The following is a 25,852-nucleotide window of genomic DNA, read 5'->3' as shown; positions in this document are numbered from 1 at the left end:
CGATAGACACCACAAATATAAGGGTATTGCTTGTTTTTTTTGAACCAATTTGAGTTTTATGATCTATTAATGGCATAGTTTATGTGCGTTCAAAACATTAGCTATATAGAGATGATAAAGCCCTTACTTTTTTTGTTTGTTTTTTTTCTTGAAATCCCCCACTCTTATACGCTTCAAGGCGATATTATAGATAATTTATCTGCGCATTTTAAGGCCGGGAACGCAAAAGAGATCGCGGCAAACTTCTCTTCTTCTGTCGAATTAATCATCATAGATGAGGAGGATGTCTACTCAAAAGCTCAGGCCGAACAAATTTTAAGAAATTTTTTTACCAAATATGCACCCCAGAAATCGACGGTGATCCATCTCATTAATACCAATCCAAATTTCCGCTTTGGTATACTTTCGCTCCAAACTAAAAATGGTAAATTCAGGGTCTCCATCACCATGAAAAAATCAGGGGCTGCTTTTTTTATTACAGAATTAAGAATAGAACCTGATAAATAATGCTAAAAATACTATTTTTGGGTTTAAATATTAATTTTGGATAAACAAGTCATAGATCAATTCATAAAGAATGCTATTGCCGAAGATCTGGGCGATGGCGATCATACCTCTCTTTCTACCATTCCTGCCGATGCAAAAGGACAGGCAAGGCTGCTGATTAAGGACAACGGAATTATAGCCGGAGTAGAACTTGCACTTGAAATATTCAGGCAGGTTGATGCAGGCCTGGTTACGGAAGTATTTATTCATGATGGTGCTGAAGTAAAGCACGGAGATGTGGCCCTTACTGTTTCAGGAAATACGCGCGCTATTCTTTTGGCCGAACGTTTGGTATTGAACTGCATGCAGCGCATGAGCGGGATTGCCACCAAAACCCATCATATTGTAGCGCTGCTGACAGGTTACGGAACGCGCTTACTGGATACCCGGAAAACAACCCCGGGGTTAAGGTATCTGGAAAAATGGGCGGTGCGGATAGGTGGCGGTGTAAATCACCGTATTGGCCTGTACGATATGATCCTGATCAAAGATAATCATGTAGATTATGCCGGCGGTATAAGCAATGCCATTAAAGCCGCCAACCAATACCTGGCAGAAAAAGGCAAAAAACTCCAGATAGAGATCGAAGTCAGAAATATTCAGGAACTTAATGAAGTGATGGCAACAGGTGGTGTAAACAGGATCCTGCTTGACAACTTTAGTTTCGCCGACCTGAAAAAAGCCGTTGGTATCATTAATAAACAATACATTTCAGAAGCATCAGGCGGCATTACAGAAGAAAATGTAGCTGAGTATGCTGCCTGCGGGGTAGATTACATTTCCATGGGCGCATTAACTCATTCTGTTAAGAGTTTAGACATGAGTTTAAAAGCCTTTTAGGTTATGATTTCTATCTATTCTATTTCAGCGGTTCTCCTGGCCTATTTATTTGGCTCTATTCCTACTGCGGTTTGGCTGGGACAGGCATTTTATGGTGTTGATGTAAGGGAATATGGCAGTGGCAATGCCGGTGCAACCAATACATTTAGGGTATTAGGTAAAAGAGCAGGTATTGCTGTAATGACCATTGATATTGCAAAAGGGTACACTGCCACTAAACTGGCCTATTTTATAGGCCTGTCGGTTACGGGGCCCCAGCACTCGGCTCAGTTTGTAAATTATGAACTTGCATTGGGTGTAACTGCTGTAATGGGGCATTTGTTCCCGATATTTGCAGGATTTCGGGGCGGAAAAGGGGTGGCCACGCTTTTTGGAATGATTTTGGCAGTTAACTTTCCGGCAGCGATGCTTTGTGTTCTGGTATTTATTACCGTCCTGTTGATTACAAAATATGTATCTCTGGGCTCTATATGTGCAGGTTTTACCTTTCCATTGAGCATAGTGTTCATATTCCAGTCGTCCATAAAATCAGAAGTACTGTACGGTATGTGTGTATGTGTCCTGATTTTGGTAACCCATCAGAAAAATCTGGAACGGTTGCTTAAAGGAAAAGAATCCAAAGTATATCTGTTTAATAAGAAAACTAATTAAACAAAACTTATGAAAAGATTATTGATTGTTGGCACAACCGCTGTATTGCTGGCGCTATCATCCTGCTCTACAGTTCCGCTGACCGGCAGGAGCAGATTAAACCTGGTTAGCAATGATCAGGTATTACCGATGGCCTTTCAGGCTTACAACGAGTTTTTAACGGAAAATAAAGGTGCGGTGCTCTCGGCCTCTAATGCAGATGCCCAAAGGGTAAAGCGGATCGGGAATACCCTGATCGCATCGGTTAAAAATTATATGAACAACAATAACTATGGAGATCTGATCAAAGATTATAAATGGGAAGTGAATGTAGTTCAGAGTAAAGAGTTAAATGCCTGGTGCATGCCGGGCGGTAAAATAGTCGTTTACACAGGCCTGTTGCCCGTTACAAAAGACGATGCTGGTTTGGCTACTGTAATGGGGCATGAGATTGCCCATGCCATAGCCGGGCATTCAGCCGAACGGATGTCGCAGCAAATGGTTGCGCAGGGGGTTGGTGTTTTAGGTAATGTGGCTACAGCCAACAATGAAAAAAAGCAATCTGTATTTAATACGCTTTATGGTGTAGGAACACCCCTGGTGATGTTAAGTTATGGTCGTAACCAGGAGCTCGAAGCAGATAGGCTGGGGCTGATCTTCATGGCAATGGCAGGTTATAACCCTCAAACTGCTATTGCTTTCTGGCAAAGGATGGCTGCAGCATCGCAAAGCGGACAAAAACCACCTGAATTTTTAAGTACGCACCCCAGTGATGCGACCAGGATTGCGCAGATACAAAGGATTTTGCCCGAGGCCCAGCGATACTATAAATCTACCAACGGGAAACCGGTTAACTGATAGAGAAAAAGACAGCCTAAGGCTGTCTTTTTATGTTTTAAGGGTTTGGATAATTGCTGATGCCTTGAGCAGGCATTCTTCATATTCATCCGCTGCATTGGATGCAAAGGTAATAGCCCCGCCTACCTGAAAGGACAGGTAGCGTGTATCAGCATGGTACAATATACTGCGTATGATGACATTAAAATCGAAATCACCCTGGGGATTGATATAGCCCATTGCCCCTGAATAGGCACCCCGCTTGCTGGATTCATAGGTTTCTATGAGTTCCATGGCTTTAACCTTTGGTGCCCCTGTCATAGAGCCCATAGGGAAAGCCTGTTTAATGGCATCAACAAAATGGACAGCAGGGTCCAGTTTACTGCTGATGGTAGAGATCATCTGGTAAACCTGCGGAAAGCCGTAGATGCCAAAAAGTTCATCTACTTTTACACTTCCTTTTATGGCACTTTTAGTCAGGTCGTTGCGTACCAGGTCTACAATCATCACATTTTCAGCCTGTTCTTTTATATTTTTACGCAGTTTATTTTTAATGCGGGCATCTTCTTCTTTATCCGGGCTTCGCTTTGCTGTACCTTTAATGGGCTGCGAAATCAGCTGACCGGCCCTTTTACAAAGGAACCTTTCCGGACTGGCAGAGAGGATATACTGGTCTCTTATTTTAAAGAAGCCCGAAAACGGGGTGGGTGAAACTTCTGACAGTTTGCAGTAAATGGCTACAGGGTCTACGGCAGCGTGCATGGCGTAGAATTCCTGACAAAAATTAATTTCATAAATGTCGCCGCGTGCAATGTGTTGCTGTAACGTTTCAACGGTTTTTAGGTACAGTTCTTTCGAAATCCGGCTTTGTATAGAAATATCTTTATTATAGGGGGCAATAAGCGGGGATATGCGGTCAATGGTATCAATAATTGCTGGCTCGCCAACCAGTACTTCTGCTTTTCCGTCTTTAACCCTCAGCAGGTAACGTGGTACAAAGAAAAACAGGTCGGGGAAGCCAAGCTGATCAGCATTGCAAGAGCTGAGCTGTTCTACCTCATTTTTCAGGTCGTAACTCAATAAGCCAAACATCCAGCTTTTGTGTTGTTCGTAAAATGCTTTCAGTTCCGTAAACTTATCTTCAGACCGCGCATTTAACTCTTCTTTTACCCCTACTGCCAGTATCAGATCAAATGCACTGTAAGGGTCGGTATAGTCGTTGGAATCGAGCACACAGCATACTTCAAAGGAACTGGCCCAGGTCAGCGCTTTTTGCTTAAATGAATATAAATCCTGCAGGCTCATTTTATTTGCGCAAATGTAGAACAAAAAAGGCAGCCAATGGCTGCCCTTTGCTAATTTATGTATATAAAATTAGTTCAATATTAATGTTTGTACCCTGTCTGGTCCAACAGAGAGGTACTTAACAGGAACTTCCAGTTCTTTTTCCAGAAAAGCAATGTAATCTGCCAGTTTAGCCGGAATTTCTTCAACCTTGCTTACCTTGGTGACATCAGTTTTCCAGCCTTCTATTGCTTTTAACACAGGTTTTGGTTTAACTGTAATGATGTCATAGGGCATATAGTCGATCGTTTCCCCATTGTGCTCATAATGTGTACAGGCATAAATGGTATCAAAACCATCCAGTACATCAGCCTTCATCATGATCAGTTCCGTAACCCCATTCAGCATAATGGCGTATTTTAATGCAGGCAGGTCAATCCACCCGCAACGGCGTGCACGTCCGGTTGTTGCCCCAAATTCATGGCCAACTTTACGCAGGGTTTCGCCCACCTCATCATCCAGTTCTGTAGGGAAGGGGCCACCGCCAACACGTGTGCAGTAGGCTTTGAAAATGCCATATACACTGCCCACTTTGTTTGGTGCAATACCCAATCCGGTACATGCACCGGCAGTTGTGGTATTAGAAGAAGTTACAAAAGGATAAGAGCCGAAATCCACATCCAGCAAGGTGCCCTGGGCACCTTCGGCCAGTACGGTCTTTCCTTCTTTCAGATAGCCATTTACGAAATGCTCGCTATCTACATGCGGAATATTTTTAATAAATTCTATGGCTTCAAAGAAGGCTGCTTCTTTCTCTGTAAGATCGTATTCAAACTCATAATGAGAAAGTATTTCTTTGTGTTTTTCAACCAGCTTGTTGTAACGTTCTTTAAAATCAGGAAGGGTAGTGTCGCCAACCCTTAATCCGTTGCGGCCGGTTTTGTCCATATAAGTAGGGCCAATTCCTTTCAGGGTAGAACCAATTTTATCTTTACCCATTTTTTGTTCGTTTGCTGCATCCAGCAACTGGTGCGTAGGTAAAATCAGGTGGGCTTTGCGGGCAATAACCAGTTTGCCTTTGGCAACAGGATCATGACCTGCTTTTTTCAGGTTATCCAGTTCCCTTTTTAAAATGATGGGATCTATCACCACACCATTTCCGATCAGGTTCATTGTTTTTTCATTGAAAATCCCGGAAGGAATGGTGTTTAAAACGAATTTTTTGCCATCAAACTCTAAAGTATGGCCGGCATTCGGACCGCCTTGAAAACGAGCTATCAAATCATATTGCGGACTCAGTACATCAACAATTTTTCCCTTGCCTTCGTCGCCCCATTGCAGGCCCAGAAGCACGTCTACTTGCGTCATTATTTAAATTTAAAAATGGAAATATTATAATTGGTTAACTTGCATGCTTAATACCTGCGGCAGTTTGATTGTTCATTGATGCTTTTGCAGAGCAATCAAAACAAACGCCATAAAGATTTAAAGAGTGGTGCTTGATGTCAAATTTCAGCAGTTCACCTACCATACTCTGGATTTGCTGGATACGCGGATCGCAGAATTCCACAACTTTGCCGCAATCAATACAGATCACGTGGTCGTGCTGGTGGTAACCGTAAGATTTCTCAAACTGGGCCATGTTTTTACCAAACTGGTGTTTGGTAACCAGGTCACACGAAACCAGCAACTCTAAAGTATTGTATACTGTAGCCCTGCTTACACGGTATTTCTGGTTTTTCATGTGGATGTAAAGGGTCTCTACATCGAAATGGTCATCTCTTGAGTAAATTTCTTCTAAGATGGCAAAACGCTCCGGTGTTTTTCTGAGACTTTTATTTTCGAGGTAGGCTTCGAATATTTTTCTAACCAACTCGCTGTTGTGGTTTGTCGACATAGTTTTTAAACTCCTTTCAAAGGTATCAATTTTTTATATAAACGCTATGATTTATTGTTATTTTTAGGCATCAAAACGTGTAACTCCAGTTACCCCTTTAACTTCTAACAGATTTTTAATCAGGTTGTCCAGGTGGTCCTTGTCGTTTACAAAGATCATGATAGAGCCATCGAAGATCCCATTATCAGTGTCTACAGTTATAGAGCGCATATTTACCTTAAAATCGTTCGAGATCACCTTGGTGATGTTATTGATCAGCCCCACATCATCAATACCTATAATGTGCAGCCCGGTCAGGAAAGTAAGCTCTTTTTGTCTGTTCCATTTTGCTTTAACCACCCGATAACCATAGTTCGCCATCAGCTGTGCCGCATTCGGGCAATTGGTGCGGTGTATTTTTATGCCTTCATTAACGGTTACAAAACCAAAAACATCATCACCCGGAATTGGGTTACAACAGGCTGCCAGTGTATAATCTATTTTTTGCAGGTCTTCGCCAATCAGTAAAATGTCCGATTCAGGTCCTTTTACCTTGTTCAGCAGCGCATCTATCTGCTGGTGCTCATTTTTCTCGGCACCACGGTTCTCTATTTCCTTTTCACTGGCCAGGTAATCTTTCAGGTCTTTTAATTCAATTTTTCCCTTTGCCACCGCAATAAACAGTTCCTGGGTAGAAGGCAGTTTAAAGAAGTAGCTGAGTTTATTTAAATTATCGGTATTGTAGGTGATCTTTAATGATTTCAGCTTACGTTCCAGTGTTTCCTTGCCCAGTTCGGCAATTTTTCTCTTTTCTTCTTTTAAAGAAGATTTGATCTTTGATTTTGCCTTGGCAGTAACAACGATATTGAGCCAGTCTTCTTTTGGCGATTGCTTGCTGGAGGTAATGATCTCTACCTGGTCGCCGTTCTGCAATTTATAAGACAGGGGCACCAGTTTATGGTTCACCTTGGCCCCGATACATTTTGCGCCTACATCTGTATGGATCTCAAAGGCAAAATCGAGCGCAGTAGCGCCCAATGGCAGCTGGAGCAAAGCCCCCTTGGGCGTAAAAATAAAGATCTCATCCGAGAAGAGGTTCATTTTAAAATCGTCCAGAAAATCTAAGGCATTGGCTTCCGGGTTGTTCAGCATTTCCCTTACTTTCATGATCCACTGATCCAGTCCGTTGTCGTTGCTCGACTCTTTATATTTCCAGTGCGCAGCAAAGCCTTTCTCTGCAATTTCGTTCATGCGCTGTGTACGGATCTGTACTTCAACCCATTGCCCTTTAGGGCCCATTACTGTGGTATGTAACGATTCATATCCGTTTCCTTTGGGCGATGATACCCAGTCGCGCAAACGGTCGGGATTAGGCCGGTAAAGGTCGGTCACAATGGAATAGGCTTTCCAGCAATCTGCTTTTTCATTTTCAGGCGGGCTGTCCAGAATAATCCTGATGGCAAAAAGGTCATATACTTCCTCAAAAGGTATGTTTTTGCTTTTCATTTTATTCCATATGGAATGGATGGACTTTGGCCGGCCATAGATATCAGCTGTCAGGCCCTGTTCTGCCAGGATCTCGTTGATCGGTTCCACAAATCTTTTGATGAACAGTGTCCGTTCTGCTTTTTTCTCGTTCAGCTGAGTGGCAATGTACTTATAGGTATCCGGTTCCAGGTATTTCATGGAAAGGTCTTCCAGCTCAGATTTAATGGCGTACAATCCTAAACGGTGTGCCAGTGGTGCATACAGGTAAATGGTTTCAGATGCAATTTTAAGCTGTTTTTGCCTCGGCATAAAATCCATGGTACGCATGTTGTGCAGCCGGTCGGCCAGTTTAATCAGGATTACCCTTACATCATCTGCCAGGGTCAGCAACATTTTTCTGAAATTCTCTGCCTGCAAAGAGCTGTTATAGTCAAAAACGCCCGAGATCTTTGTCAGCCCATCAATAATTTTTGCTGTCTTTTTACCAAACTCCCGCTCAATGTCCTCCAGCGTAATGTCTGTATCTTCCACCACATCGTGCAATAGCGCACATACTATGGACGTGGTGCCCAGCCCAATTTCTTCTGCTGCAATCTGGGCCACAGCAATTGGATGATAGATGTAAGGCTCCCCGGATTTTCTCCGCATGTTTTTATGGCTCTCCAATGCCATGTCAAAAGCCTTCCTGATTTCCTTTTTATCCCCTCTTTGCATTGTTGGCTTACAAGCACGCAAAAGGGCACGGTATCTTTTCAGTATCTCCTGCTTTTCTGCTTCTAAATCAATAACTAATGCATTCTTCATTTATATTCCTTTGTTTTTCGTTAACAGTTGATCCCCTTAATATAATGTTTTTCTATGGCATTGTGTAAAATAATCCATACAGCGGGGTTTTTAGGGGTATTACCCCATTGCTGTTGGTCAATTGTCATTTTGTATTATTTACGTAAAAATTATACCCGTTTATCGTTAAATGGGTATATTAGATCAGTAAAGGAACAAAAATATAAAATTAGCCCTAAATTTGCCTGGGTATAAAATTATGAATTTTTATAGGCTGTTTATTCTTTCAATTGTCATTATTTCAGGTGCTTCCGCTAAAGCGCAGGTAAGCACTGTGCCTGTTAAAATGCCGGTATTGGGAAAGAATGATACGATCAGGGTGGCCTCAACAAATGACAACGGAGAAATGATCCCCTGGATTCCGCTTAATGAAGTAGAGATCTTTGCCATGCGGCTCTTTAAATCGCCGGCGGACCGGGCTGCATTTAACAGGTTGCGTTATAATGTAATGAAGGTGATGCCTTATGCCTTATTTGCCAAAAGAAGATATGAGCAGCTGGAAAGGGACCTGGCACTGACAACGGAAAAAAAGGAACAGAAAAAACTGGTTAAGCAGTGTGATAAAGAGATCAAGGAAATGTTTAACAGGGAGATTAAGGAACTGACAATTACCCAGGGACAAATTTTAACCAAACTTATAGACAGGGAGCTGGGCAGAACTACCTACGATATTATAAAAGAAACAAAAGGAGGGGTTACTGCGTTCCTGTACCAATCGGTTGCAAGGGTGGTAGGCCACAACCTGAAAAGCACATATAGCCCGCAGGAAGATAGGGACATCGAATCCATTATCGTTTCCTCTGGGTTTTATCAATAGAAACTATGTCTGACCAATCTAAAAGCATACACCAGTTTAAGGTGAAACTTATTAATGGGGCTGAAAAGAACCTTTCTGCATATAAAAACAAAGTGCTGCTGATTGTAAACATTGCTTCAGCCTGTGGTTTTGCTCCGCAGTTAAAGGATTTACAGGAACTCAGGGAACAATTTGGGACAGAACATTTCGAGGTACTGGCTTTTCCCTCTAACGATTTTGGCAGGCAGGAGCCTTTAGAGGGGGCAGCCATTGGTAATTTTTGTGAAGCAAATTATGGTGTACACTTTCCGGTTTTTGAAAAGATTATGGTCCGGGGTGAGCAGGCACACCCTCTGTTTAAATTTTTAACACAAACGGCTACGCCACGCTGGAACTTTCACAAATACCTTGTAAATAAGGAAGGCGAGGTGGTAGATTATTTTTTTCCCTTCACCAAGCCGCTTTCTTCCAAAGTGAAGAAGAAAATTCAACGCTTGCTTTAAATTAAAAAGAACTTTATGAAGTTAGATCTATTGGTGCTCGCTGTCCATCCGGATGATGCTGAACTGGGCTGTTCAGGAACGATTGTAAAACACATTGCCATGGGCAAAAAAGCTGGGATAATTGATTTTACAAGGGGCGAACTGGGTACCAGGGGTACTGCCGAAACCCGTGACGAAGAAGCTGCGGATTCGGCGAAGATTATGGGCCTGCATGTACGTGAGAACCTGAGGTTCAGGGATGGTTTTTTTAAGAACGACGAGGCCCATCAGCTGGAAGTGATCAGGATGATCCGTAAGTACCAGCCCGAAATCGTGCTGACCAATGCACTGCATGACCGGCACCCGGATCATGGCCGGGCAGGGGATCTGGCCGAAGAGGCCTGTTTTTTATCGGGCCTGGCCAAAATAAATACAGCACTGGATGGGGCTGCACAAGGGGCCTGGCGCCCGCGGCTAGTGTTGCAGTACATTCAGGACCGTTACATTAAACCGGATGTAATTGTAGACATCACGCCTTATTTTGAAACCAAACTGGCTGCCATTAAAGCCTTCAAAACCCAGTTTTTCAATCCTGATCTCGACGCACCGGATACTTATATCTCCTCGCCGGAGTTTTTTGAGAGTGTAATTGGCCGTGCAAGGGAATTTGGCAAAACCGTTGGGGGTACTTATGGTGAAGGATTTACTTCACGTAAGCTTTTAGGGGTTGACAACCTGTTTAACCTGAGCTAGTTTTGGTAAAAATTGAGGCCGGGCCAACAAAAAGTGGTATATTCTGTTTTATTCTAAACAATTTACTATGGCCAATATTTTCTCTTCCTTAAAAAATGCTTATACTCTTTTTAAACATGTAGACTTCCGGAAACTGGAAGCTTTATCTAAAAAAGTAGACCTCACCAAAATGGTTGATTCTGTTTCCAACCTGGATGAGACCCAGTTACAGGGGCTGATGAAAATGATGGGCGGCCAGGGTAAAAAAAGGGAACTGCCACCAATTGAGGGCGATTTTTATCAACTCGGAGAGGAGGCCTTAAAAGATGAAGACCGGGCCCTGCAGCTAAAGGTAAGGACGTTTTTAGAAAAGGAAGTAAAACCTGTGGTGAACAAATACTGGCTCAAAGCGGAATTCCCATTTGAGCTGATCCCTAAAATTGCTGAGTTGAACATTTGTGGTTTAACCTATCAGGGCTACGGCTGTCCGGGTAAATCTAACCTGATGGAGGGCATGCTGGCCATGGAAATGGCCCATGTGGATACCTCTATGTCCACCTTTTTTGGCGTACAAAGCGGACTGGCCATGGGCGCTATCTATTTATTGGGTTCGGAAGCTCAGAAGCAGCAATGGTTACCGGATATGCAGCAGATGAAAATTATTGGGGCCTTTGGCTTAACAGAACCTGAAGTAGGCTCTGGTGTTGCAGGGGGCTTAACCACCACAGCCAAAAGGCAGGGAAATAAATGGCTGTTGAACGGACAAAAGAAATGGATAGGTAATGCCACGTTTTCAGACATTACCGTAATCTGGGCAAGAGATGTTGACGATAACCAGGTTAAGGGCTTCCTGGTAAGAAAAGGGAGCAAAGGCTTTGCAGTAGAAAAGATGCAGGACAAAATGGCTCTGCGTATTGTCCAAAACGGTCTGATTACCTTAACCAATTGTGAGGTAGATGAGGAAGACCGCCTACAAAATGCAAATTCCTTTAAGGATACAGCCAAAGTGTTAAAAATGACCAGGGCAGGAGTAGCCTGGCAGGCTGTGGGCTGTGCCAGGGGTGCTTATGAAAGTGCTTTAAATTATACGCGGACCAGGAAACAGTTTGGCAAACCCATTGCCTCTTATCAACTGATCCAGAATCACCTGGTAGAAATGTTGTCTAACCTTACCGCTATGCAAACCCTGTGTTTCAGGCTCTCGCAACTGCAGGACCAGGGCCTGTTGACCGATGAACATGCCTCGCTGGCTAAAGTATTTTGTTCAATGCGCACAAGGGATGTAGTAAGCAGGGCCCGTGAAGTAATGGGTGGCAACGGTATTTTGCTGGAATACGATGTCGCCCGCTTTGTAGCCGATGCTGAAGCCATCTATTCCTATGAAGGTACGAAAGAGATCAATACCTTGATTGTGGGGCGGGCCATTACTGGCTTTTCCGCATTTGTATAGACTTTATCTGAAAGGATTTTTTTCAATACTTGCATTGCCCATAGCTGTTTTCTCATACAGGGCAATGCAATAAGGATTAAATGCCGGGTCAAAGTTCGGCTTTCCCGGATATAGCTCATCCGGCACTGGATTTCCTGCTGCAAAGAAATAAACTTTGGTATTACCGCCCTTATGGTGGGGCATAAAGTTGCCATAGGCCTCAAGCTGGGCCGCCGCCGTATCTTTTACCGTAACGGTAAAAACATGCTGTATCGGGCCGGTATTGTTCTCGTTCCGGTAATGGGCTACTTCTGTAAACCCACCTTTAAGGCTGCTGATGCCGGGCTGCATAAAGGTACCCCTGATCATCCATACCACTAAAACTACAACCAATATCCCTAAAAAGGTGTTCAGTTTTTTATTACCCATTATAAGGCAGGTAATATACGTTCCATCACTGCCATACCTTCATCAATGTGTTTTTTCTCTATACATAAGGCCGGCCTGAAACGTATGGTCTGGTTCCCGCAGCCTAAAAACATCACATTGTTTTCCATTCCTTTTTGTATAAAGGCATCACGCATGGCCTTACTGGCAAAATCGAAGGCACAAAGCAAACCTTTTCCTCGCACATTGCCCATTTTATCGTATTTAGCAGCAAGCTGTTCCAGCTGCTCCTGCAAGTAACGGCCAACTACAGCGGCATTGTCACATAAATTGTCTTCCGCTACAATCTGCAGGATCTGTGAAGAACGTACCATATCTACCAGGTTACCACCCCAGGTAGAGTTAATGCGCGAAGGAACTTTAAAAACATTACCTTCCACCTGCTCCACCTTATGGCCAACCAGTATGCCACATACCTGCATCTTTTTGCCAAAGGCGATAATATCCGGACGTGCTTTTTCGCTGAAATGCTGGTGGCACCAGAATTTGCCGGTCAGGCCAACTCCGGTTTGTACCTCATCATAGATCAGGAAGGCATCCTGCTCATCAGCAATACTTTTCAGACGTGCCAGAAACTCTTCCCGCAGGTGGTTGTCGCCCCCTTCAGATTGTACAGGTTCTACTATAATGGCGCAGATATCATCTTTATGTGTGGCAAAAGCCTGTTTAATCTGGGCAATTGAGGTCTCTTCAGTTTCGATGGCCAGTTTTAAGTTTTCAGCCTGTAAAGGAAATTTAACTGTGGGTACCGACACCCTTGGCCAGTCGAACTTGGCAAACCATTTGGTTTTATCAGGCAGGGTATTGGTCAGGCTCAAAGTATAACCGGTACGGCCATGAAAGGCTTTTTCAAAATGTAAAACCTTAAAGCCTTTTTCTTCTTTATAGCCTTTGGCAAAATTCTTTTGCACCTTCCAGTCCATCGCTACCTTAATGGCATTCTCAACAGCCAGTCCACCGCCGGCAATAAAAAAAGCATGGGGCAGGTATTCAGGAATACCATGTTTAGAAAATGTATCTACAAACTGTGCATACTGCTGCGTATATACATCAGAGTTGGAAGGGTTGGCCAGTGCTGCCTGTAAAAGGTTACTTTTGAAAGCTTCATCATTGATCATTTTAGGATGGTTGTAACCTAAAGGGACCGAAGCAAAGCAGGTAAAAAAATCGAGCAGCTTACGGTTATATTTGGAATCATAAATATAAGCCCCCTGACTTTTTTCCATGTCGTAAGTCAAATCAAAACCATCAGCCAGAATGTGTTTGCTTAGCGTTTCGTTTACCTTATCGGGAGCTACAGTGAGTTGATACATAAATTCTGTTCTTGGTGTATTCCAAATGTAACTAAAACCGCCAAATTAACAAATCCGGCCCATTTAGTTTTACACGATTCCCTGCGCAATCATTGCATCAGCTACTTTAACAAATCCGGCAATATTGGCCCCTTTGCCGTAATTGATATAGCCATCTGGTTCTTTGCCATATTTCACGCAGGCAAGATGGATCTGTTCAATGATCAGTTTTAGCTTGATGTCTATTTTTTCCCGTCCCCATGAATAGCGTAAAGAATTTTGGGACATTTCCAGTCCGGAAACCGCTACACCACCTGCATTTGCGGCCTTACCTGGCGCATATAATATCTTAGCCTTTTCAAATACGTGTATGGCTGCAGGTGTAGTTGGCATGTTTGCCCCTTCAGCTACACAAAAACAGCCATTTTCCGTTAGCAAAACGGCATCTGCCTCGTCCAGTTCATTCTGTGTAGCATTCGGAAATGCAATGTCACATTTTACGCTCCATGGTTTCTGGCCGGCAAAGAATTCGCAGTTAAATTTATCTGCATATTCTTTGATGCGTCCCCTGCGGTTGTTTTTAAGGTCCATAATGAAAGCAAGCTTCTCCTTGTCAATTCCCGCCCGGTCATATATATAACCATCTGAATCTGAAATGGTAAGTACTTTGGCGCCAACTTCAATACATTTTTCTACCGTATACTGTGCAACATTTCCTGATCCCGAAATGATGACATTTTTACCTTTCAGCGAATCGCCCCTAAGCTTCAGCATTTCTTCTACAAAATAAACTACGCCATAGCCGGTTGCTTCAGGTCTGATCAAACTACCGCCCCATTCAGGTCCTTTGCCGGTTAACACTCCTGTAAACTCACCCCTGATGCGTTTATACTGCCCAAATAAATAGCCGATCTCTCTGGCACCTACACCAATATCTCCGGCCGGAACGTCCATGTCAGCGCCAACATATTTATACAGTTCGGTCATAAAGCTCTGGCAAAATTTCATGATCTCATGATCTGATTTTCCTTTCGGATCAAAATCAGCACCACCTTTTCCGCCACCCATTGGCAGTCCGGTCAAACTGTTTTTAAAAACCTGCTCAAATGCCAGAAACTTCAATACACTCAGGTTTACCGAAGGATGAAAACGCAAGCCTCCTTTATACGGGCCTATGGCACTATTCATCTGTACCCTAAAACCACGGTTCACTTCTACTTCGCCTTTATCATTTAACCAGGGTACCCTAAATATGATCACCCGTTCCGGTTCAGCAATGCGTTCTAAAATTTTATGGATCTTATATTTTTGATTTTCTTCACTAAACGGAATAATTGATTCTGCTACCTCAAATACTGCCTGTAAAAATTCTGGTTCATGTGCATTCCTGAGTTCAAGTTTATCCATGAACTCCTTTATCAAATTATTCATTGCTCGTTTAAATTTTTAGGTTTTTTTTATTGTTTGTCGGCTAAAAATAGTTTTTTTTAAAAAATAATAGTGTAAAAAAGAGATTTTTATAATTAATCTCATCCTTGATCATTTTTTATAGCTCCTTTATTTTCTGACGGATGAGCTGTTGCTCTGCCGATGTCTTTGCCAGTGCCAGTGCCCTTTCAAAACAGTTCATCGCTTTGCTTTTGTCTATGTTTTTATAGAGTTCTCCCAGCAATACGAAATAGAAATGGTTGTCTTCAAGTTTTAACTTTTCTGCTTCCCTCAGGGCCGGTTCTGCTCCGTTTGCCTTGTATAAGGCAAATGTCCTGTTCAGTGCAGCAGCAGGAGAATAGCTGATCATTAAAAGCTGGTTATAAAGCTGTAAGATCTCTTCCCATTTTTCTGCAGTATCTTCTTTGCTGCAATGGCAATAAGCAATTTTGGCCTCCAGGTGGTAAGAGCTCAATTCTTTGCCACTGGCAGATAAGTTCAAAAAATGGATGCCCTGGTTGATGAGTGCTGTGTCCCAGCGTTTTTCATCCTGCTCTTCGTATAAAACCAGCTCGCCTTCAGTATTTCGCCGGGCATCAAAACGTGAAGCGTGGAAACACATCAGGGCAATAAGGGCATTTGTTTTTGGCAGATTGGTCTTTTCGTATTCCGTAAGCATTAAGCCCAAACGTAAGGCTTCGATGCAAAGTTCTTTTCGCAGGATCTGGTTCTGGGTTTTGGAATAATAACCTTCGCTAAACAGCAGATAGATGATATGGAGCACATTGTCCAGACGTTTGGTGATTTCATTCTCAGGAGGAAATACCAGCTGGATCTTCTCGGAACGCAGCTTTTCTTTGGCCCTGAACAGCCTTTTGTTAATGGTCTCTTTGTTAGACAGGAAAGCTTCTGCAATTTCATCGATACCAAAGCCACAAAGGATGCGCAATGCAAGGCCTATTTGTGCCTCACTGGCAATTGCTGGCATACATATCGCAAAGAGCATTTGCAGCTGGCTGTCTTTAATATTTTGTTGTGAGAAATTCAATACTTCAGGTTGGTCCGGCAGTTCTTGTTTACGCCGGATTTCGGGAATTACCTTGTCTTCAAAAATTTTATTTCTCCTGAAATAGGAAAGGGTCTTTTGCCTGGCTACAGTATACAGCCATGCCGCCGGATTTGCCGGCAGCCCTTTTGTTCCCCAGGTCTCCGTAGCCAGCAAAAATGTTTCACTCACAATGTCTTCTGCTGTTTCTATGTGCTGCAGGCCAAAGCGCCTGCTGATTACAGCAACCATTTTCGAAAACTCCTGCTGAAATAAATGCTTTAGAAATTCCTGTTCCATCCAAATGATCAGCGCAGCCGTAGCTGAACACGGCTGCGCTATAATTTAAGCAAAAATAGGCCTTATTTCAACGCTGCCATCCGCCTCCAGGGCCGGACAGCCATGCGCCAATGTAGTTGCCTCATCAAAAGTGTCGGCTGTAACCACAATAAAACCACCTAATCTTTCCCTGATCTCAACGAAAGGGCCATCGGTAACTACGCCACCTGGTTTAAGTACTTTACCAGCCGGGTCCAGATGGGCGCCGTGATTTTTTAATTTTCCCTGTGCAGCTATCCCGCCTATCCAGTCGTTCCATTTCTTGTTAATGGTGTCCGCCTCTTCGGCTGAAACACTGTTTTGTCCCGAATCGGCCTGGCGAAATATGAATACGAAATCTTTCATCCTATTTGTTTTTATAATGTTTGAAGATATGAATTTGATCTGTTGTACTGCTATTTATTTTACCTGTACTTTATGCTGGCCTACGGTATAACTGCCGGCAACCGTACGGAAAGCAATATTGATGCGGTTATAAGTATTAATGGTTGTAATGCCTAGTGTCAGGTCGATCAGTTCTTCTTCAGAAAACTGTTTGCGTGCCCTTTCATATACTTCATCGGCTACATTGCCATCCCTTATCCGGGTTACTGCTTCTGCCCATGCCAGGGCTGCACATTCGCGCTCACTAAACAAGGGGGCCTCTCTCCAGGCATCCAGCACATACAGGCGCTGTTCTGTTTCTCCCGCTGCACGCAGGTCTTTAGAATGCATATCCAGGCAATATGCACAGCCATTGATTTGCGATACCCTGAAATAAAGCAGGTGTAAAAGTTTCGGTTCAATTGATGATTTGCTCAGATAAGCACCTATACCGTACATTGCTTTCATTGCATGCTGACCTTTTTCGAAGGCATTGATTCTCTGTTCCATGTTATTGTTGTTTTTAAATTTATTGATTTATACCACCATAATGCATGGCTTTAAAGAAATTGGACAGCAAGCTTAATTTTTTTTTAAATAAAATATAAAAGGCTGATCATCAGGCATACCGGCTGTCAAGAAAAAACACGATATTTAGTGTTAAACCCTAATCAGAAAAGAAATGCCACATATTGCCATCCTATCCGCCAGTGTAAGAAAAGGGCGCAACAGTCACCGCACCGCCCTGTATTTCAAAAAATTCATAGAATCGGAAAACCTGGCTTCGGTCGAAATTCTGGACCTGCAGGAATATGATTTCCCCATTTTTGAAGAACGCCTGCGTTTTTTTGAAAACCCGACTACGGAGATGCTGGATTTTGCTGCAAAAATTAAAGCTGCTGACGGAGTGCTTATCGTTACGCCGGAATACAATGGTGGCTATCCGGCAAGTTTAAAAAATGTGGTCGATCTGCTGTATGATGAATGGCGTAAAAAGCCTGTTGCCATCTGTACCAATTCTGCCGGCCCCTTTGGCGGGGCACAGGTGATGGCCTCTATACAGTTTTCCTTATGGAAAATAGGGGCCTGGACAGTTCCTGCCATGTTCCCTGTGCCAAAGGTGCAGGAAACATTTGATGAAAGTGGCCAGCCCGCTGATCAGGCTGCAACAGATAAGCGCGCTATTGTATTTATAAATGAACTGCTGTGGTGTATTGAAGCAAAAAAAAGAATGACATGATCTAATGAAATTTCTCTTTCATGCCCAGCAGGCCTAGTAAGCCGCCGGTATGAAGGGCTACTATTTTATCATCAGGTTTGAAATGGTTATGTTTCAGCAGATCAGCCAATGCATAGCACATTTTTGAAGTATAAACCGGATCTATCATAATGCCGGTATGTGCAATGAAGTACTTTATAAATTCAATTAAAGCCGGACTTGTTTTGGCATAGCCACCAAAATGGTATCCGGTATGTACCCTGAGCCGATGGTCAGGACCTGTATATTTTAAAATTTCAGGGCTAATAAAATCGTCGCCTTTTAGCACGGGAACCACATGCAATATGGTTTTTAGCTGAGCAGCCTGTATGCCTTTTAGTAAACCAGCTGCCGTAGTCCCGGTTCCGGCGGCACAAAATAAATGACTTGTATCTGCAGGCAATTCCGCAATAATTTCTGCGCAGCCCTTCACCGCATGGGGGCCTGCACCGCCCTCGTCAACAAAAAGAGCGGCATGGTCGCCCCCAAAATACCGGTCAAATAATAAAGGTTTATTCTGGTAACTTAAGCGGTCGGTAAACCGCAGTTGCATACCATAAAGTTTACATAGCAGGAGCATTTCATTTTCAACTGCTTCTCCACGTACAAAGGCGGTACTTTGTAAGCCATTCCTGGCACAGGCGGCTGCGGTAGCTACCAGGTGATTGGAATAGGCACCACCAAAGGTAACCAGGTGATTTTTTCCGGTCCGGTCAGCTTCGGCTAAAATGTATTTCAGTTTGCGCCACTTATTCCCCGATATAAAAGGATCAATCAGATCATCCCTTTTTACCAGTACCTGATAGCCATGAAAGAAATTTAAGGGTTGTAAGGGGCTATGTATATCTGCAAACATGCTGGCAAATATAAATCCCTTTTACGCTACAGCTATACTTATTGTTTAAAATAAATCTTTTTAAGCAGGTAGGGGAAGAAGTTAAGTATGATTTTGACGTTTTGAGTAAAGTTTTTCATAAGCGTAGTCTTTTGTTTTTCATTGTTTATACAGCCTTATCATTAGCTCCATAAACGTTTATATTAGGTATGTGGGTAGGGTTCACAAAAAGCAGACCAATTTCTTTTTTAAATATGTAATTGTTAAAGATTAGTTTTGCAGCCTGGAACCTGTAAAGCTACGAAAGCAGCGGAGGCCCCCATTATCTGATCAAAACAATAGAAACTCAATGGAAAACAGTTATACCGGACCGGAATTAGAAGAGCAGGATTTATACGAACACTTTAATATTGTTGTTGATAAAGGACAGTCTTTATTGCGGATAGACAAGTTTTTGATGCACCGTATGGAAAATGCGTCACGAAACCGCATACAGAATGCAATAGAGGCAGGCAACGTACTGGTCAATCAGAAAACGGTTAAAGCCAGTTATAAGGTTAAGCCTGCCGACGAGATTTCTATCGTGTTTCCCCATCCGCCACGTGATACCGAAGTTTATCCGGAAGACATTCCTCTTGACATTGTATATGAAGACAATGACCTGCTGGTGGTTAATAAACCTGCAGGTATGGTGGTGCATCCCGGATATAACAATTATACAGGCACACTGGTCAATGCACTTGCCTTCCATTTTGAACAATTGCCCCAGCTGCCGGGCAATGAGGGCCGTCCGGGCCTGGTGCACCGGATTGACAAGGATACCTCCGGATTGCTGTTGATCAGCAAGAATGAAATTACAATGACCAGGCTGGCCAAACAGTTTTTTGACCATACCATTACCCGTAAATACGTGGCGCTTGCCTGGGGCGATATCGAAAAAGATGGCACGGTTACAGGCTATATTGGTCGCAGCGCAAAAAACAGGATCGTGATGGATGTATACGATGATGAAGAAAAAGGTAAGTGGTCTGTAACACATTATGCCGTGTTGGAACGTTTAGGTTATGTAACCTTAATCAGCTGCCAGCTTGAAACTGGCCGTACACATCAAATCAGAGCGCATATGCAACATATTGGCCACCCTTTGTTCAACGATGCCAACTACGGCGGTGATAAAATTTTGAAAGGCACTACTTTTAATAAGTACAAACAATTTGTACAAAACTGCTTTGAATTGCTCCCCCGACAGGCACTTCATGCACAAACACTAGGGTTTATTCATCCAGGTACTAAAAAGTATATGGAATTTGAAGCACCTTTGCCTTCCGATTTTGACTCGGCACTGAATAAATGGAGAAATTATATCGTACAACCCTAATACATCGTACCCAATAAATGCAGGAATATATTTTACATAATGATGAGTTTGTGGCCATCAGCCAGCCTATCCTTACAGCCCATAACCGGGGGTTTAAATATGGCGACGGCCTCTTCGAGACCATGCGCATGTGTAACGGTAAGCTGCAGTTTGCCGGGCAGCATGCCGACCGGTTACATGCAGGGATGAAAGCCCTGAAAATGGATGGCAGCACTTTGCTGGATGAATATTTTTTAAAACAAAAAACCGCAGAACTCTGTAAAAAGAACAAACTGAAAGAGAATGTGCGTTTCAGGCTGTCAGTTTACCGGGATGGCGACGGGTTATATACCCCAAACAGCAATAAGTCGGGCTATGTGCTGGAAGCCGGCCCACTCCCCGATAACCATTATGAACTGAACAAAAGAGGACTGATCATTGATGTATACGATGAAATTACCAAACCGGTAAACAAATTGTCCAATTATAAAACCACCAACTCCCTGCTGTACGTAATGGCTGGCCTGTACAAAAAACAGCACCGCTTAGATGATGCATTTATATTGAACCAAAGCGGATTTTTATGTGAAAGCATCAGCTCAAATGTATTTGTTGTCTATGATAAAAAAATATATACACCGGCCTTGTCCGAAGGTTGTGTTGCAGGTGTAATGCGGGCTGTGGTCATGAACATGTGCAGGATAAACGATATTGAAGTGGTAGAGGCACAGATCAACCCCGAGATCTTAAAAGCAGCAGAAGAGGTATTTGTAACCAATGCGATTAGTGGCATCCGCTGGGTAATGGGCTATGGCCGCAAACGGTATTTTAATGAAATGACCAAACTGCTGAGTGTAAAGCTGAACCTGCTGTAAGCACATTTCTTTTTGTAGCTTTTACAAGCGCATCCCTCTCAAAAATTCATCTACGGTCATCCGTTTTTTGCCTTCATATTGCAGATCTGTGAGTTTAATGAACCCATCTTTTGCGGCAAACTTAAGATAGCTCTTTCCGTCAGACAGGAAGGCACCGGCAGCCAGGCCTGTTTCTTTTTCTTCCAGTTCTGCTTTAAATATCTTAAGGGCCTTGTCGTTCAATCTGGTAAAAGCGGTAGGATAGGGGCTTAACCCACGGATAAGGTTGTAAATGTTTTTTGACGGCTGGTTCCAGTCAATCAGGCAATGCTCCTTAAATATTTTAGGGGCATGTTTTAATTCCTCCTGTGCTGCATCAGGCTGGGGCTGTTCTTTATAGTCCCCGGCTTCAATGGCTTTTACGGTCCTTACCAACAGGTCGGCACCTGTATGCATCAGTTTGTCGTGCAGATCTCCGGCGGTATCTTCATCAGTAATTTCAACTTTTTCCGAAAAGATCACATCACCCGTGTCAATTTCGTGTTTCAGGAAAAAAGTGGTTACACCGCTCTCTTTTTCGCCATTTATGATGGCGTGGTTAATGGGCGCAGCACCCCGGTACTGGGGCAGTAGTGAAGCATGCAGGTTAATCGTCCCTTTTGGGGGCATGTTCCATACCACTTCGGGTAACATCCTGAAAGCCACCACCACCTGTAAATCGGCATTTAGTGCTTTCAGGTCTGCCAGAAACAAAGGGTCTTTTAATTTTAAGGGCTGCAGTACTTTCAGACCATGGGCAACAGCATATTGCTTTACCGCACTTTCCTGTAGTTTTTGTCCCCGGCCGGCAGGTTTATCCGCCGCAGTAACCACACCTGCTACCTCAAATCCGGCTTTTACAAGCGCATCCAGCGCAGCAACAGCAAAATCGGGCGTACCCATAAAAACTAATCTCATTGTCCTTTGTTTTAGCTAACAAAATAACTAAAAATTTAACGCATTTTTTAAACAAACCGTATGACAGGCAGTCCCGAGGAAATTAAAGAAATTGGTCTGGTTTACCTAACAGATAGCCAGCCAGGGATATACAGAAAGGGGAAGCCCGGAAAATTTTATTATACAGACAACCATGGTAACCGCATTACCGATCCCGGTCAGCTCGACAGGATCAAAGCATTGGTGCTGCCCCCGGCATGGACCGGGGTTTGGATTGCACCAAAGAAAAATGCGCATTTGCAGGCTACCGGTATGGATGCAGCGGGTCGGAAACAGTATAAATATCATGCAGTGTGGACTTCCCGCAGGTCGGACAGCAAATATTTCAGACTGCTGGAATTTGGTAAAGTTTTGCCCCAGGCCCGTAAAAGGATAGCTAAAGATTTGCGGAGAAAAGAGCTGGATGAACAGAAAGTGCTGGCAATTTGTGTACAGCTCATGCAAAAAACATTGATCCGTGTAGGTAATGAGGCTTATAAACAGCTATATGGGAGTTACGGATTAAGTACTTTAAAAGACAAACATGTGAAAATTAATGGCCATGCCATGAAATTGAGTTTTGTGGGAAAAAAAGGCGTGAAACAAGAGGTCGTACTGAACGATAAAACCCTCAGCAGGCTGGTAAAAAAGTGCAGGGACATTCCCGGGCAGGATCTTTTTCAGTATTATACCAATGGCAATGAACATAAGCCCGTAGATTCCGGACGGATTAACAACTACATCAAAGAAATTACCGGAAGTGATTTTACGGCAAAAGATTTCCGTACCTGGGGTGGTACACTGGAGGCCCTTAGGCAGCTGGCAGTTTGCAGTATTGCCGCTGATGAAAGGCCAAAAAAGAAATTGGTAGTGGAAGTGCTGGATTGTGTGGCCGCAAAACTGGGCAATACGCGTGCAGTTTGCAAAAGTTCGTATGTTTATCCCTTACTGCTGCAGACCTTTGAGGATAATCAGCTGGACAAGTACCTGAAAATGATCAGTACAGATCAGCCGGATACAATTAAGGCCCTGGAAAATGATGAAAAAGTATTGATGAAGTTTTTAAGGGCCGCCCAAAAGAATAAATTGTAGTTTATTCTTTTGGCGCTTTTTTTATAGGATGTACGGGTTGCTCGCTTTCCTCGCGTTTTTTAGCAGGGTTTTTAAAGTGTGCGTTTTCCCGGTTATAATCTTTGTCTTCCGGTTTTTTTACGGCTTTATTCCCGGCAGGAACTTTACCTTTTGGGATTTCTTCCCGGTAGTTGCTGCCCGGGCTTTCGTTTTTCTTTTTCGCTGTGTTGTTCATCGTGGTATGCTTTAGTTGTTAGCAGATACTACGGATACAACAAATATTTTTTACGCATTGTTTTATACTTGCTTAAGCCGGGTTCCCAGCTGGCCCTGATCTCTTTTTCTGATTTACCTGCAATGATCTGTTGCCTGAATTCTGCCACCCCGATCAATTTTTCAATAGTGCCCATCTGATTGCTCAGTTTGGAGTTAAAAAAATCTGCCTTATTTGGCGAATTCTTATAAAGTTCTATCATCCAGCCCAGATTGATCTGTTTGGTCTTCCTGAAGTTACCGGTGTCATAATTTCTAAGGTCCAGCCCGTAACAAACCTGGTTCATGAACAATGGGCTTTCCGACATACCCTTGATGCTTACAGGTGTAAAAGAAAAACTGTATTTACCTTTTAAGGCGGGGGCACCTACAATGGTAAAGGGAAACTGGGTGCCGCGGCCATAATTTAAGTACGTGCCTTCAAACAGGCAGGTAGTTGGGTAAAGCAAAATAGATTGCGGGGTATTTAAGTTTGGTGAAGGGCTTACCGGCAGCTCATAGGGGGTATCATGGGTATAATTGGCTACTTTAATGATCCTGATCTTGCATTTTAGCTTGTTGTCCAGCCAGTTTTCACCATTTAACATCTGGGCATATTCACCAACTGTTAAGCCATGTACTGCCGGAATTGGTTTTAACCCAATGCCCGATTTAAACTTGGGGTCCAGTATAGGGCCATCAATATAAAAGCCGTTGGGGTTGGGCCTGTCCAATATCAGTACCTCTTTGTTATTGGCAGCACAGGCTTCCATTACGTGTTGCAAGGTATTGATATAGGTGTAAAAACGTACACCAACATCCTGTATGTCGAACACCATAATGTCTATGTTTGCCAGCTCTTCTTTAGTCGGGATAGCGTGCTTTCCATATAAGGAGATCACCTTGATCCCTGTCTTTTGGTCAACTTCATCGTCTACATGTGTACCGTTACTGGCGTTCCCCCTAAAACCGTGTTCGGGGCCAAATATATTCACAATGTTCACACCAAGCTTAAGCAGGCTGTCGACCGTAGTTTCTTTGCCAATAATTGAAGTAGGGTTTACCACCATCCCTACCCGTTTACCTTTTAAATAAGGTACGTAAAGGTTTGTTTGCTCTGCACCGGTAAGTAGTTTTCTTTTCCCTGGATTGGCTGCTACCGATGTTGAAGGACCACAAGCCTGAAGCAGGATCGATACCAGAACAATGTGCAGGGTGTTTGTGAAGAATTGTGCCATTTAAGAAGCTTTTTTATTTTAAATACTTTAAATCAAAATCAAATAACCATTTTTGCTAAGTTACAATTTATTGCAAAAGATTGAATACAGAATATTTTATTGCAGGACGCATAGCCATTAAATCGGAGCGTACCTTTTCTAAACTGATTGTTCGCATTGCCATAGCGGGGGTAATGCTCAGTCTGGCTGTGATGATGCTTTCTGTAGCCATTATAAAAGGTTTTAAAACCGAGATACAGGAAAAAGTAAGAGGATATATAGGCGATGTAAGGGTTTTTAAATATGATCTGAACAATTCTTTTGAACTCTCCCCTTTTGTACCTGCCAAAGAGACTTTGGCCCAGCTTAAAAATAACCCTGATGTTGAGTTCTTTCAGCCCTACGCTACTAAACCAGCTATAATTTCAGCCAACAATGAAGTTGAAGGGATCAATTTCAAAGGGATCGACAAGACCTTTAACTGGGATTATATCCGCAGACACCTGGTTAATGGTAAGGTCATCGATTTTACCGATAGTGTGAAGGCCAGTAAAGAGATCCTCATCTCGCAGTTTACCGCCAACCGCTTAAAGCTAAAGGTAGGCGATGATTTTATCATGTATTTTGTACAGAACCCACCGCGTAAGCGACCTTTTAAGATCGTGGGGATTTATGATATCGGCGTAGAAGAAATCGATAAGAATTTTGTAATCGGTGATTTAAATATCATCCGCAGGTTAAACAACTGGAAAGCCAATGAAATAGGCGGACTGGAAATCAGGATTAAAGATTTCTCCCGATTAAAGGAAGTCTCAACACACATTTATGAAAATATGGAGCTGAAGCTGAAATCGGAGTCGGTTTCTGATTATTTTCCTGCAATTTTTACCTGGCTGTCCTTACTCGATGTGAACACCAAAGTGTTATTGGTTTTAATGATGGTGGTTGGTGTCATCAATATGGTTACCGCCTTGTTGATCATGATCCTTGAACGTACCAATATGATCGGTATCATGAAGGCATTTGGCATGACGGATTACAGTGTGATGAAAATATTTTTGTACAATGCCGCTTATCTGGTAGGGCTGGGCTTATTGCTGGGCAATATACTGGGGCTGGGGCTGGGCTTCCTGCAAAAATATACACATATTTACAAACTGGACCAGTCTTCTTATTACCTGTCGTATGTGCCCATCGAGCTTCATTTGGCAGATGTACTGCTCCTGAACCTGGCTACTATGGTGATCTGTGTGCTTGTACTGATCCTGCCCTCTATGCTGGTCAGCCGGATCAGCCCTTTAAAAGCCATCAGGTTTAAGTAAGCAGCTTGTTATAA

Annotated in this window: 27 protein-coding genes; 13 read left to right on the top strand and 14 right to left on the bottom strand. The window is 43.1% G+C overall.

Annotation, left to right across the window (positions count from 1 at the left end; all coding sequences use genetic code 11):
- Positions 1-111: 111 nt before the first annotated feature.
- Genes HDC92_RS13600 through HDC92_RS13585 form a run of 4 tightly spaced genes read left to right on the top strand, consistent with a single transcriptional unit; the run spans position 112 to position 2,874 of the window.
- Positions 112-507 (top strand): DUF4783 domain-containing protein, encoded by a 396-nt coding sequence (locus tag HDC92_RS13600; protein WP_143715706.1) that lies wholly within the window; start codon positions 112-114, stop codon positions 505-507.
- A 36-nt stretch (positions 508-543) separates the two neighbouring features.
- Positions 544-1,386: a carboxylating nicotinate-nucleotide diphosphorylase gene (gene nadC / locus HDC92_RS13595; RefSeq protein WP_012781360.1), complete on the top strand. Its 843-nt coding sequence runs from the start codon at positions 544-546 to the stop codon at positions 1,384-1,386.
- A gap of 3 nt (positions 1,387-1,389) precedes the next feature.
- Positions 1,390-2,037 carry a glycerol-3-phosphate 1-O-acyltransferase PlsY gene (gene plsY, locus HDC92_RS13590; protein WP_183875257.1) on the top strand — a complete coding sequence of 216 codons (648 nt, stop codon included), beginning with the start codon at positions 1,390-1,392 and terminating at the stop codon, positions 2,035-2,037.
- 9 nt (positions 2,038-2,046) lie between these two features.
- Positions 2,047-2,874 carry a M48 family metallopeptidase gene (locus HDC92_RS13585; protein WP_012781362.1) on the top strand — a complete coding sequence of 276 codons (828 nt, stop codon included), beginning with the start codon at positions 2,047-2,049 and terminating at the stop codon, positions 2,872-2,874.
- A 30-nt stretch (positions 2,875-2,904) separates the two neighbouring features.
- On the opposite strand, the gene HDC92_RS13580 is transcribed toward HDC92_RS13585, so the two are convergent.
- The 4 genes from HDC92_RS13580 to HDC92_RS13565 all read right to left on the bottom strand — a co-directional run bounded on the left by HDC92_RS13580 (position 2,905) and on the right by HDC92_RS13565 (position 8,305).
- Complete coding sequence (locus tag HDC92_RS13580) at positions 2,905-4,158, bottom strand: anthranilate synthase component I family protein (RefSeq protein WP_183875255.1); 1,254 nt, start codon at positions 4,156-4,158, stop codon at positions 2,905-2,907.
- Positions 4,159-4,227: 69 nt separating this feature from the next.
- Positions 4,228-5,505, bottom strand: coding sequence for an adenylosuccinate synthase (locus HDC92_RS13575; protein ID WP_012781364.1), 1,278 nt, complete (start codon positions 5,503-5,505; stop codon positions 4,228-4,230).
- Positions 5,506-5,539: 34 nt separating this feature from the next.
- On the bottom strand, positions 5,540-6,034 hold the full coding sequence (locus HDC92_RS13570) for a Fur family transcriptional regulator (protein ID WP_012781365.1): 495 nt from the start codon (positions 6,032-6,034) through the stop codon (positions 5,540-5,542).
- Between the two features lie 63 nt (positions 6,035-6,097).
- The gene (locus HDC92_RS13565) at positions 6,098-8,305 is read right to left on the bottom strand and encodes a RelA/SpoT family protein (protein WP_012781366.1); all 2,208 of its coding nucleotides are present in this window, start codon (positions 8,303-8,305) and stop codon (positions 6,098-6,100) included.
- Positions 8,306-8,543: 238 nt separating this feature from the next.
- Between HDC92_RS13565 and HDC92_RS13560 the strand changes: the two genes are divergently transcribed.
- From HDC92_RS13560 to HDC92_RS13545, 4 genes are all read left to right on the top strand, one after another.
- Complete coding sequence (locus HDC92_RS13560) at positions 8,544-9,161, top strand: DUF4294 domain-containing protein (RefSeq protein WP_012781368.1); 618 nt, start codon at positions 8,544-8,546, stop codon at positions 9,159-9,161.
- Between the two features lie 5 nt (positions 9,162-9,166).
- A complete protein-coding gene (locus tag HDC92_RS13555; RefSeq protein WP_012781369.1) occupies positions 9,167-9,643 on the top strand; it encodes a glutathione peroxidase in 477 nt (158 codons plus the stop codon).
- A 15-nt stretch (positions 9,644-9,658) separates the two neighbouring features.
- Positions 9,659-10,375 carry a bacillithiol biosynthesis deacetylase BshB1 gene (gene bshB1, locus HDC92_RS13550; RefSeq protein ID WP_183875253.1) on the top strand — a complete coding sequence of 239 codons (717 nt, stop codon included), beginning with the start codon at positions 9,659-9,661 and terminating at the stop codon, positions 10,373-10,375.
- A 67-nt stretch (positions 10,376-10,442) separates the two neighbouring features.
- The gene (locus HDC92_RS13545) at positions 10,443-11,804 is read left to right on the top strand and encodes an acyl-CoA dehydrogenase family protein (RefSeq protein WP_183875251.1); all 1,362 of its coding nucleotides are present in this window, start codon (positions 10,443-10,445) and stop codon (positions 11,802-11,804) included.
- A gap of 3 nt (positions 11,805-11,807) precedes the next feature.
- Here the strand turns inward: HDC92_RS13545 and HDC92_RS13540 are convergent, their stop codons facing one another.
- From HDC92_RS13540 to HDC92_RS13515, 6 genes are all read right to left on the bottom strand, one after another.
- Positions 11,808-12,212 (bottom strand): hypothetical protein, encoded by a 405-nt coding sequence (locus HDC92_RS13540; protein WP_012781372.1) that lies wholly within the window; start codon positions 12,210-12,212, stop codon positions 11,808-11,810.
- Positions 12,212-13,543 carry an L-lysine 6-transaminase gene (lat, locus tag HDC92_RS13535; RefSeq protein ID WP_183875249.1) on the bottom strand — a complete coding sequence of 444 codons (1,332 nt, stop codon included), beginning with the start codon at positions 13,541-13,543 and terminating at the stop codon, positions 12,212-12,214. The genes HDC92_RS13540 and lat overlap by 1 nt, the downstream gene beginning before the upstream one ends.
- Before the next feature lie 69 nt (positions 13,544-13,612).
- Entirely contained in the window at positions 13,613-14,953 is a 1,341-nt protein-coding gene (gene gdhA / locus HDC92_RS13530; protein WP_012781374.1) for an NADP-specific glutamate dehydrogenase, read from the bottom strand.
- A 115-nt stretch (positions 14,954-15,068) separates the two neighbouring features.
- The gene (locus HDC92_RS13525; RefSeq protein ID WP_183875247.1) at positions 15,069-16,295 is read right to left on the bottom strand and encodes an RNA polymerase sigma factor; all 1,227 of its coding nucleotides are present in this window, start codon (positions 16,293-16,295) and stop codon (positions 15,069-15,071) included.
- A 45-nt stretch (positions 16,296-16,340) separates the two neighbouring features.
- On the bottom strand, positions 16,341-16,679 hold the full coding sequence (locus tag HDC92_RS13520) for a YciI family protein (protein WP_183875245.1): 339 nt from the start codon (positions 16,677-16,679) through the stop codon (positions 16,341-16,343).
- A gap of 54 nt (positions 16,680-16,733) precedes the next feature.
- Positions 16,734-17,207, bottom strand: coding sequence for a carboxymuconolactone decarboxylase family protein (locus HDC92_RS13515; protein WP_012781377.1), 474 nt, complete (start codon positions 17,205-17,207; stop codon positions 16,734-16,736).
- Positions 17,208-17,379: 172 nt separating this feature from the next.
- Between HDC92_RS13515 and HDC92_RS13510 the strand changes: the two genes are divergently transcribed.
- Positions 17,380-17,937, top strand: coding sequence for an NADPH-dependent FMN reductase (locus HDC92_RS13510; protein ID WP_183875243.1), 558 nt, complete (start codon positions 17,380-17,382; stop codon positions 17,935-17,937).
- A 1-nt stretch (position 17,938) separates the two neighbouring features.
- Here the strand turns inward: HDC92_RS13510 and HDC92_RS13505 are convergent, their stop codons facing one another.
- A complete protein-coding gene (locus tag HDC92_RS13505; protein ID WP_183875241.1) occupies positions 17,939-18,811 on the bottom strand; it encodes a 1-aminocyclopropane-1-carboxylate deaminase/D-cysteine desulfhydrase in 873 nt (290 codons plus the stop codon).
- Positions 18,812-19,139: 328 nt separating this feature from the next.
- Between HDC92_RS13505 and HDC92_RS13500 the strand changes: the two genes are divergently transcribed.
- On the top strand, positions 19,140-20,168 hold the full coding sequence (locus HDC92_RS13500; RefSeq protein ID WP_012781380.1) for an RluA family pseudouridine synthase: 1,029 nt from the start codon (positions 19,140-19,142) through the stop codon (positions 20,166-20,168).
- A 17-nt stretch (positions 20,169-20,185) separates the two neighbouring features.
- Positions 20,186-21,022 (top strand): aminotransferase class IV, encoded by an 837-nt coding sequence (locus HDC92_RS13495; RefSeq protein WP_183875239.1) that lies wholly within the window; start codon positions 20,186-20,188, stop codon positions 21,020-21,022.
- 21 nt (positions 21,023-21,043) lie between these two features.
- Here the strand turns inward: HDC92_RS13495 and fmt are convergent, their stop codons facing one another.
- Entirely contained in the window at positions 21,044-21,958 is a 915-nt protein-coding gene (fmt, locus tag HDC92_RS13490) for a methionyl-tRNA formyltransferase (protein WP_183875237.1), read from the bottom strand.
- Between the two features lie 60 nt (positions 21,959-22,018).
- Here fmt and HDC92_RS13485 point away from each other — a divergent pair, with 60 nt between their 5' ends.
- On the top strand, positions 22,019-23,068 hold the full coding sequence (locus HDC92_RS13485) for a DNA topoisomerase IB (protein WP_012781383.1): 1,050 nt from the start codon (positions 22,019-22,021) through the stop codon (positions 23,066-23,068).
- Between the two features lies 1 nt (position 23,069).
- Here the strand turns inward: HDC92_RS13485 and HDC92_RS13480 are convergent, their stop codons facing one another.
- Positions 23,070-23,282: a hypothetical protein gene (locus tag HDC92_RS13480; RefSeq protein WP_183875235.1), complete on the bottom strand. Its 213-nt coding sequence runs from the start codon at positions 23,280-23,282 to the stop codon at positions 23,070-23,072.
- A 28-nt stretch (positions 23,283-23,310) separates the two neighbouring features.
- Positions 23,311-24,537: an exo-beta-N-acetylmuramidase NamZ domain-containing protein gene (locus HDC92_RS13475; protein ID WP_012781385.1), complete on the bottom strand. Its 1,227-nt coding sequence runs from the start codon at positions 24,535-24,537 to the stop codon at positions 23,311-23,313.
- 80 nt (positions 24,538-24,617) lie between these two features.
- Between HDC92_RS13475 and HDC92_RS13470 the strand changes: the two genes are divergently transcribed.
- The gene (locus HDC92_RS13470; protein WP_012781386.1) at positions 24,618-25,838 is read left to right on the top strand and encodes an ABC transporter permease; all 1,221 of its coding nucleotides are present in this window, start codon (positions 24,618-24,620) and stop codon (positions 25,836-25,838) included.
- Positions 25,839-25,852: the final 14 nt, after the last annotated feature.

It is taken from the genome of Pedobacter sp. AK017, assembly GCF_014200825.1.
GTDB classification, from domain to species: domain Bacteria; phylum Bacteroidota; class Bacteroidia; order Sphingobacteriales; family Sphingobacteriaceae; genus Pedobacter; species Pedobacter heparinus.
The sequence above is the reverse complement of the archived record's forward strand: the minus strand, read 5'-3'. Positions and strand labels throughout refer to the sequence as shown.

What these genes read in the sequence shown, in the direction of transcription:
- HDC92_RS13600 (WP_143715706.1), top strand. Translation starts at nt 112, where the DNA reads ATGATAAAGCCCTTACTTTTTTTGTTTGTTTTTTTTCTTGAAATCCCC.
- HDC92_RS13505 (WP_183875241.1), bottom strand. Translation starts at nt 18,811, where the DNA reads ATGTTTGCAGATATACATAGCCCCTTACAACCCTTAAATTTCTTTCAT.
- HDC92_RS13520 (WP_183875245.1), bottom strand. Translation starts at nt 16,679, where the DNA reads ATGAAAGATTTCGTATTCATATTTCGCCAGGCCGATTCGGGACAAAAC.
- HDC92_RS13580 (WP_183875255.1), bottom strand. Translation starts at nt 4,158, where the DNA reads ATGAGCCTGCAGGATTTATATTCATTTAAGCAAAAAGCGCTGACCTGG.
- HDC92_RS13525 (WP_183875247.1), bottom strand. Translation starts at nt 16,295, where the DNA reads ATGGAACAGGAATTTCTAAAGCATTTATTTCAGCAGGAGTTTTCGAAA.
- lat (WP_183875249.1), bottom strand. Translation starts at nt 13,543, where the DNA reads ATGTATCAACTCACTGTAGCTCCCGATAAGGTAAACGAAACGCTAAGC.
- HDC92_RS13515 (WP_012781377.1), bottom strand. Translation starts at nt 17,207, where the DNA reads ATGGAACAGAGAATCAATGCCTTCGAAAAAGGTCAGCATGCAATGAAA.
- HDC92_RS13495 (WP_183875239.1), top strand. Translation starts at nt 20,186, where the DNA reads ATGCAGGAATATATTTTACATAATGATGAGTTTGTGGCCATCAGCCAG.
- HDC92_RS13545 (WP_183875251.1), top strand. Translation starts at nt 10,443, where the DNA reads ATGGCCAATATTTTCTCTTCCTTAAAAAATGCTTATACTCTTTTTAAA.
- plsY (WP_183875257.1), top strand. Translation starts at nt 1,390, where the DNA reads ATGATTTCTATCTATTCTATTTCAGCGGTTCTCCTGGCCTATTTATTT.
- bshB1 (WP_183875253.1), top strand. Translation starts at nt 9,659, where the DNA reads ATGAAGTTAGATCTATTGGTGCTCGCTGTCCATCCGGATGATGCTGAA.
- HDC92_RS13475 (WP_012781385.1), bottom strand. Translation starts at nt 24,537, where the DNA reads ATGGCACAATTCTTCACAAACACCCTGCACATTGTTCTGGTATCGATC.
- HDC92_RS13565 (WP_012781366.1), bottom strand. Translation starts at nt 8,305, where the DNA reads ATGAAGAATGCATTAGTTATTGATTTAGAAGCAGAAAAGCAGGAGATA.
- HDC92_RS13500 (WP_012781380.1), top strand. Translation starts at nt 19,140, where the DNA reads ATGGAAAACAGTTATACCGGACCGGAATTAGAAGAGCAGGATTTATAC.
- HDC92_RS13540 (WP_012781372.1), bottom strand. Translation starts at nt 12,212, where the DNA reads ATGGGTAATAAAAAACTGAACACCTTTTTAGGGATATTGGTTGTAGTT.
- HDC92_RS13485 (WP_012781383.1), top strand. Translation starts at nt 22,019, where the DNA reads ATGACAGGCAGTCCCGAGGAAATTAAAGAAATTGGTCTGGTTTACCTA.
- HDC92_RS13510 (WP_183875243.1), top strand. Translation starts at nt 17,380, where the DNA reads ATGCCACATATTGCCATCCTATCCGCCAGTGTAAGAAAAGGGCGCAAC.
- HDC92_RS13585 (WP_012781362.1), top strand. Translation starts at nt 2,047, where the DNA reads ATGAAAAGATTATTGATTGTTGGCACAACCGCTGTATTGCTGGCGCTA.
- gdhA (WP_012781374.1), bottom strand. Translation starts at nt 14,953, where the DNA reads ATGAATAATTTGATAAAGGAGTTCATGGATAAACTTGAACTCAGGAAT.
- HDC92_RS13555 (WP_012781369.1), top strand. Translation starts at nt 9,167, where the DNA reads ATGTCTGACCAATCTAAAAGCATACACCAGTTTAAGGTGAAACTTATT.
- HDC92_RS13560 (WP_012781368.1), top strand. Translation starts at nt 8,544, where the DNA reads ATGAATTTTTATAGGCTGTTTATTCTTTCAATTGTCATTATTTCAGGT.
- fmt (WP_183875237.1), bottom strand. Translation starts at nt 21,958, where the DNA reads ATGAGATTAGTTTTTATGGGTACGCCCGATTTTGCTGTTGCTGCGCTG.
- HDC92_RS13575 (WP_012781364.1), bottom strand. Translation starts at nt 5,505, where the DNA reads ATGACGCAAGTAGACGTGCTTCTGGGCCTGCAATGGGGCGACGAAGGC.
- HDC92_RS13570 (WP_012781365.1), bottom strand. Translation starts at nt 6,034, where the DNA reads ATGTCGACAAACCACAACAGCGAGTTGGTTAGAAAAATATTCGAAGCC.
- HDC92_RS13480 (WP_183875235.1), bottom strand. Translation starts at nt 23,282, where the DNA reads ATGAACAACACAGCGAAAAAGAAAAACGAAAGCCCGGGCAGCAACTAC.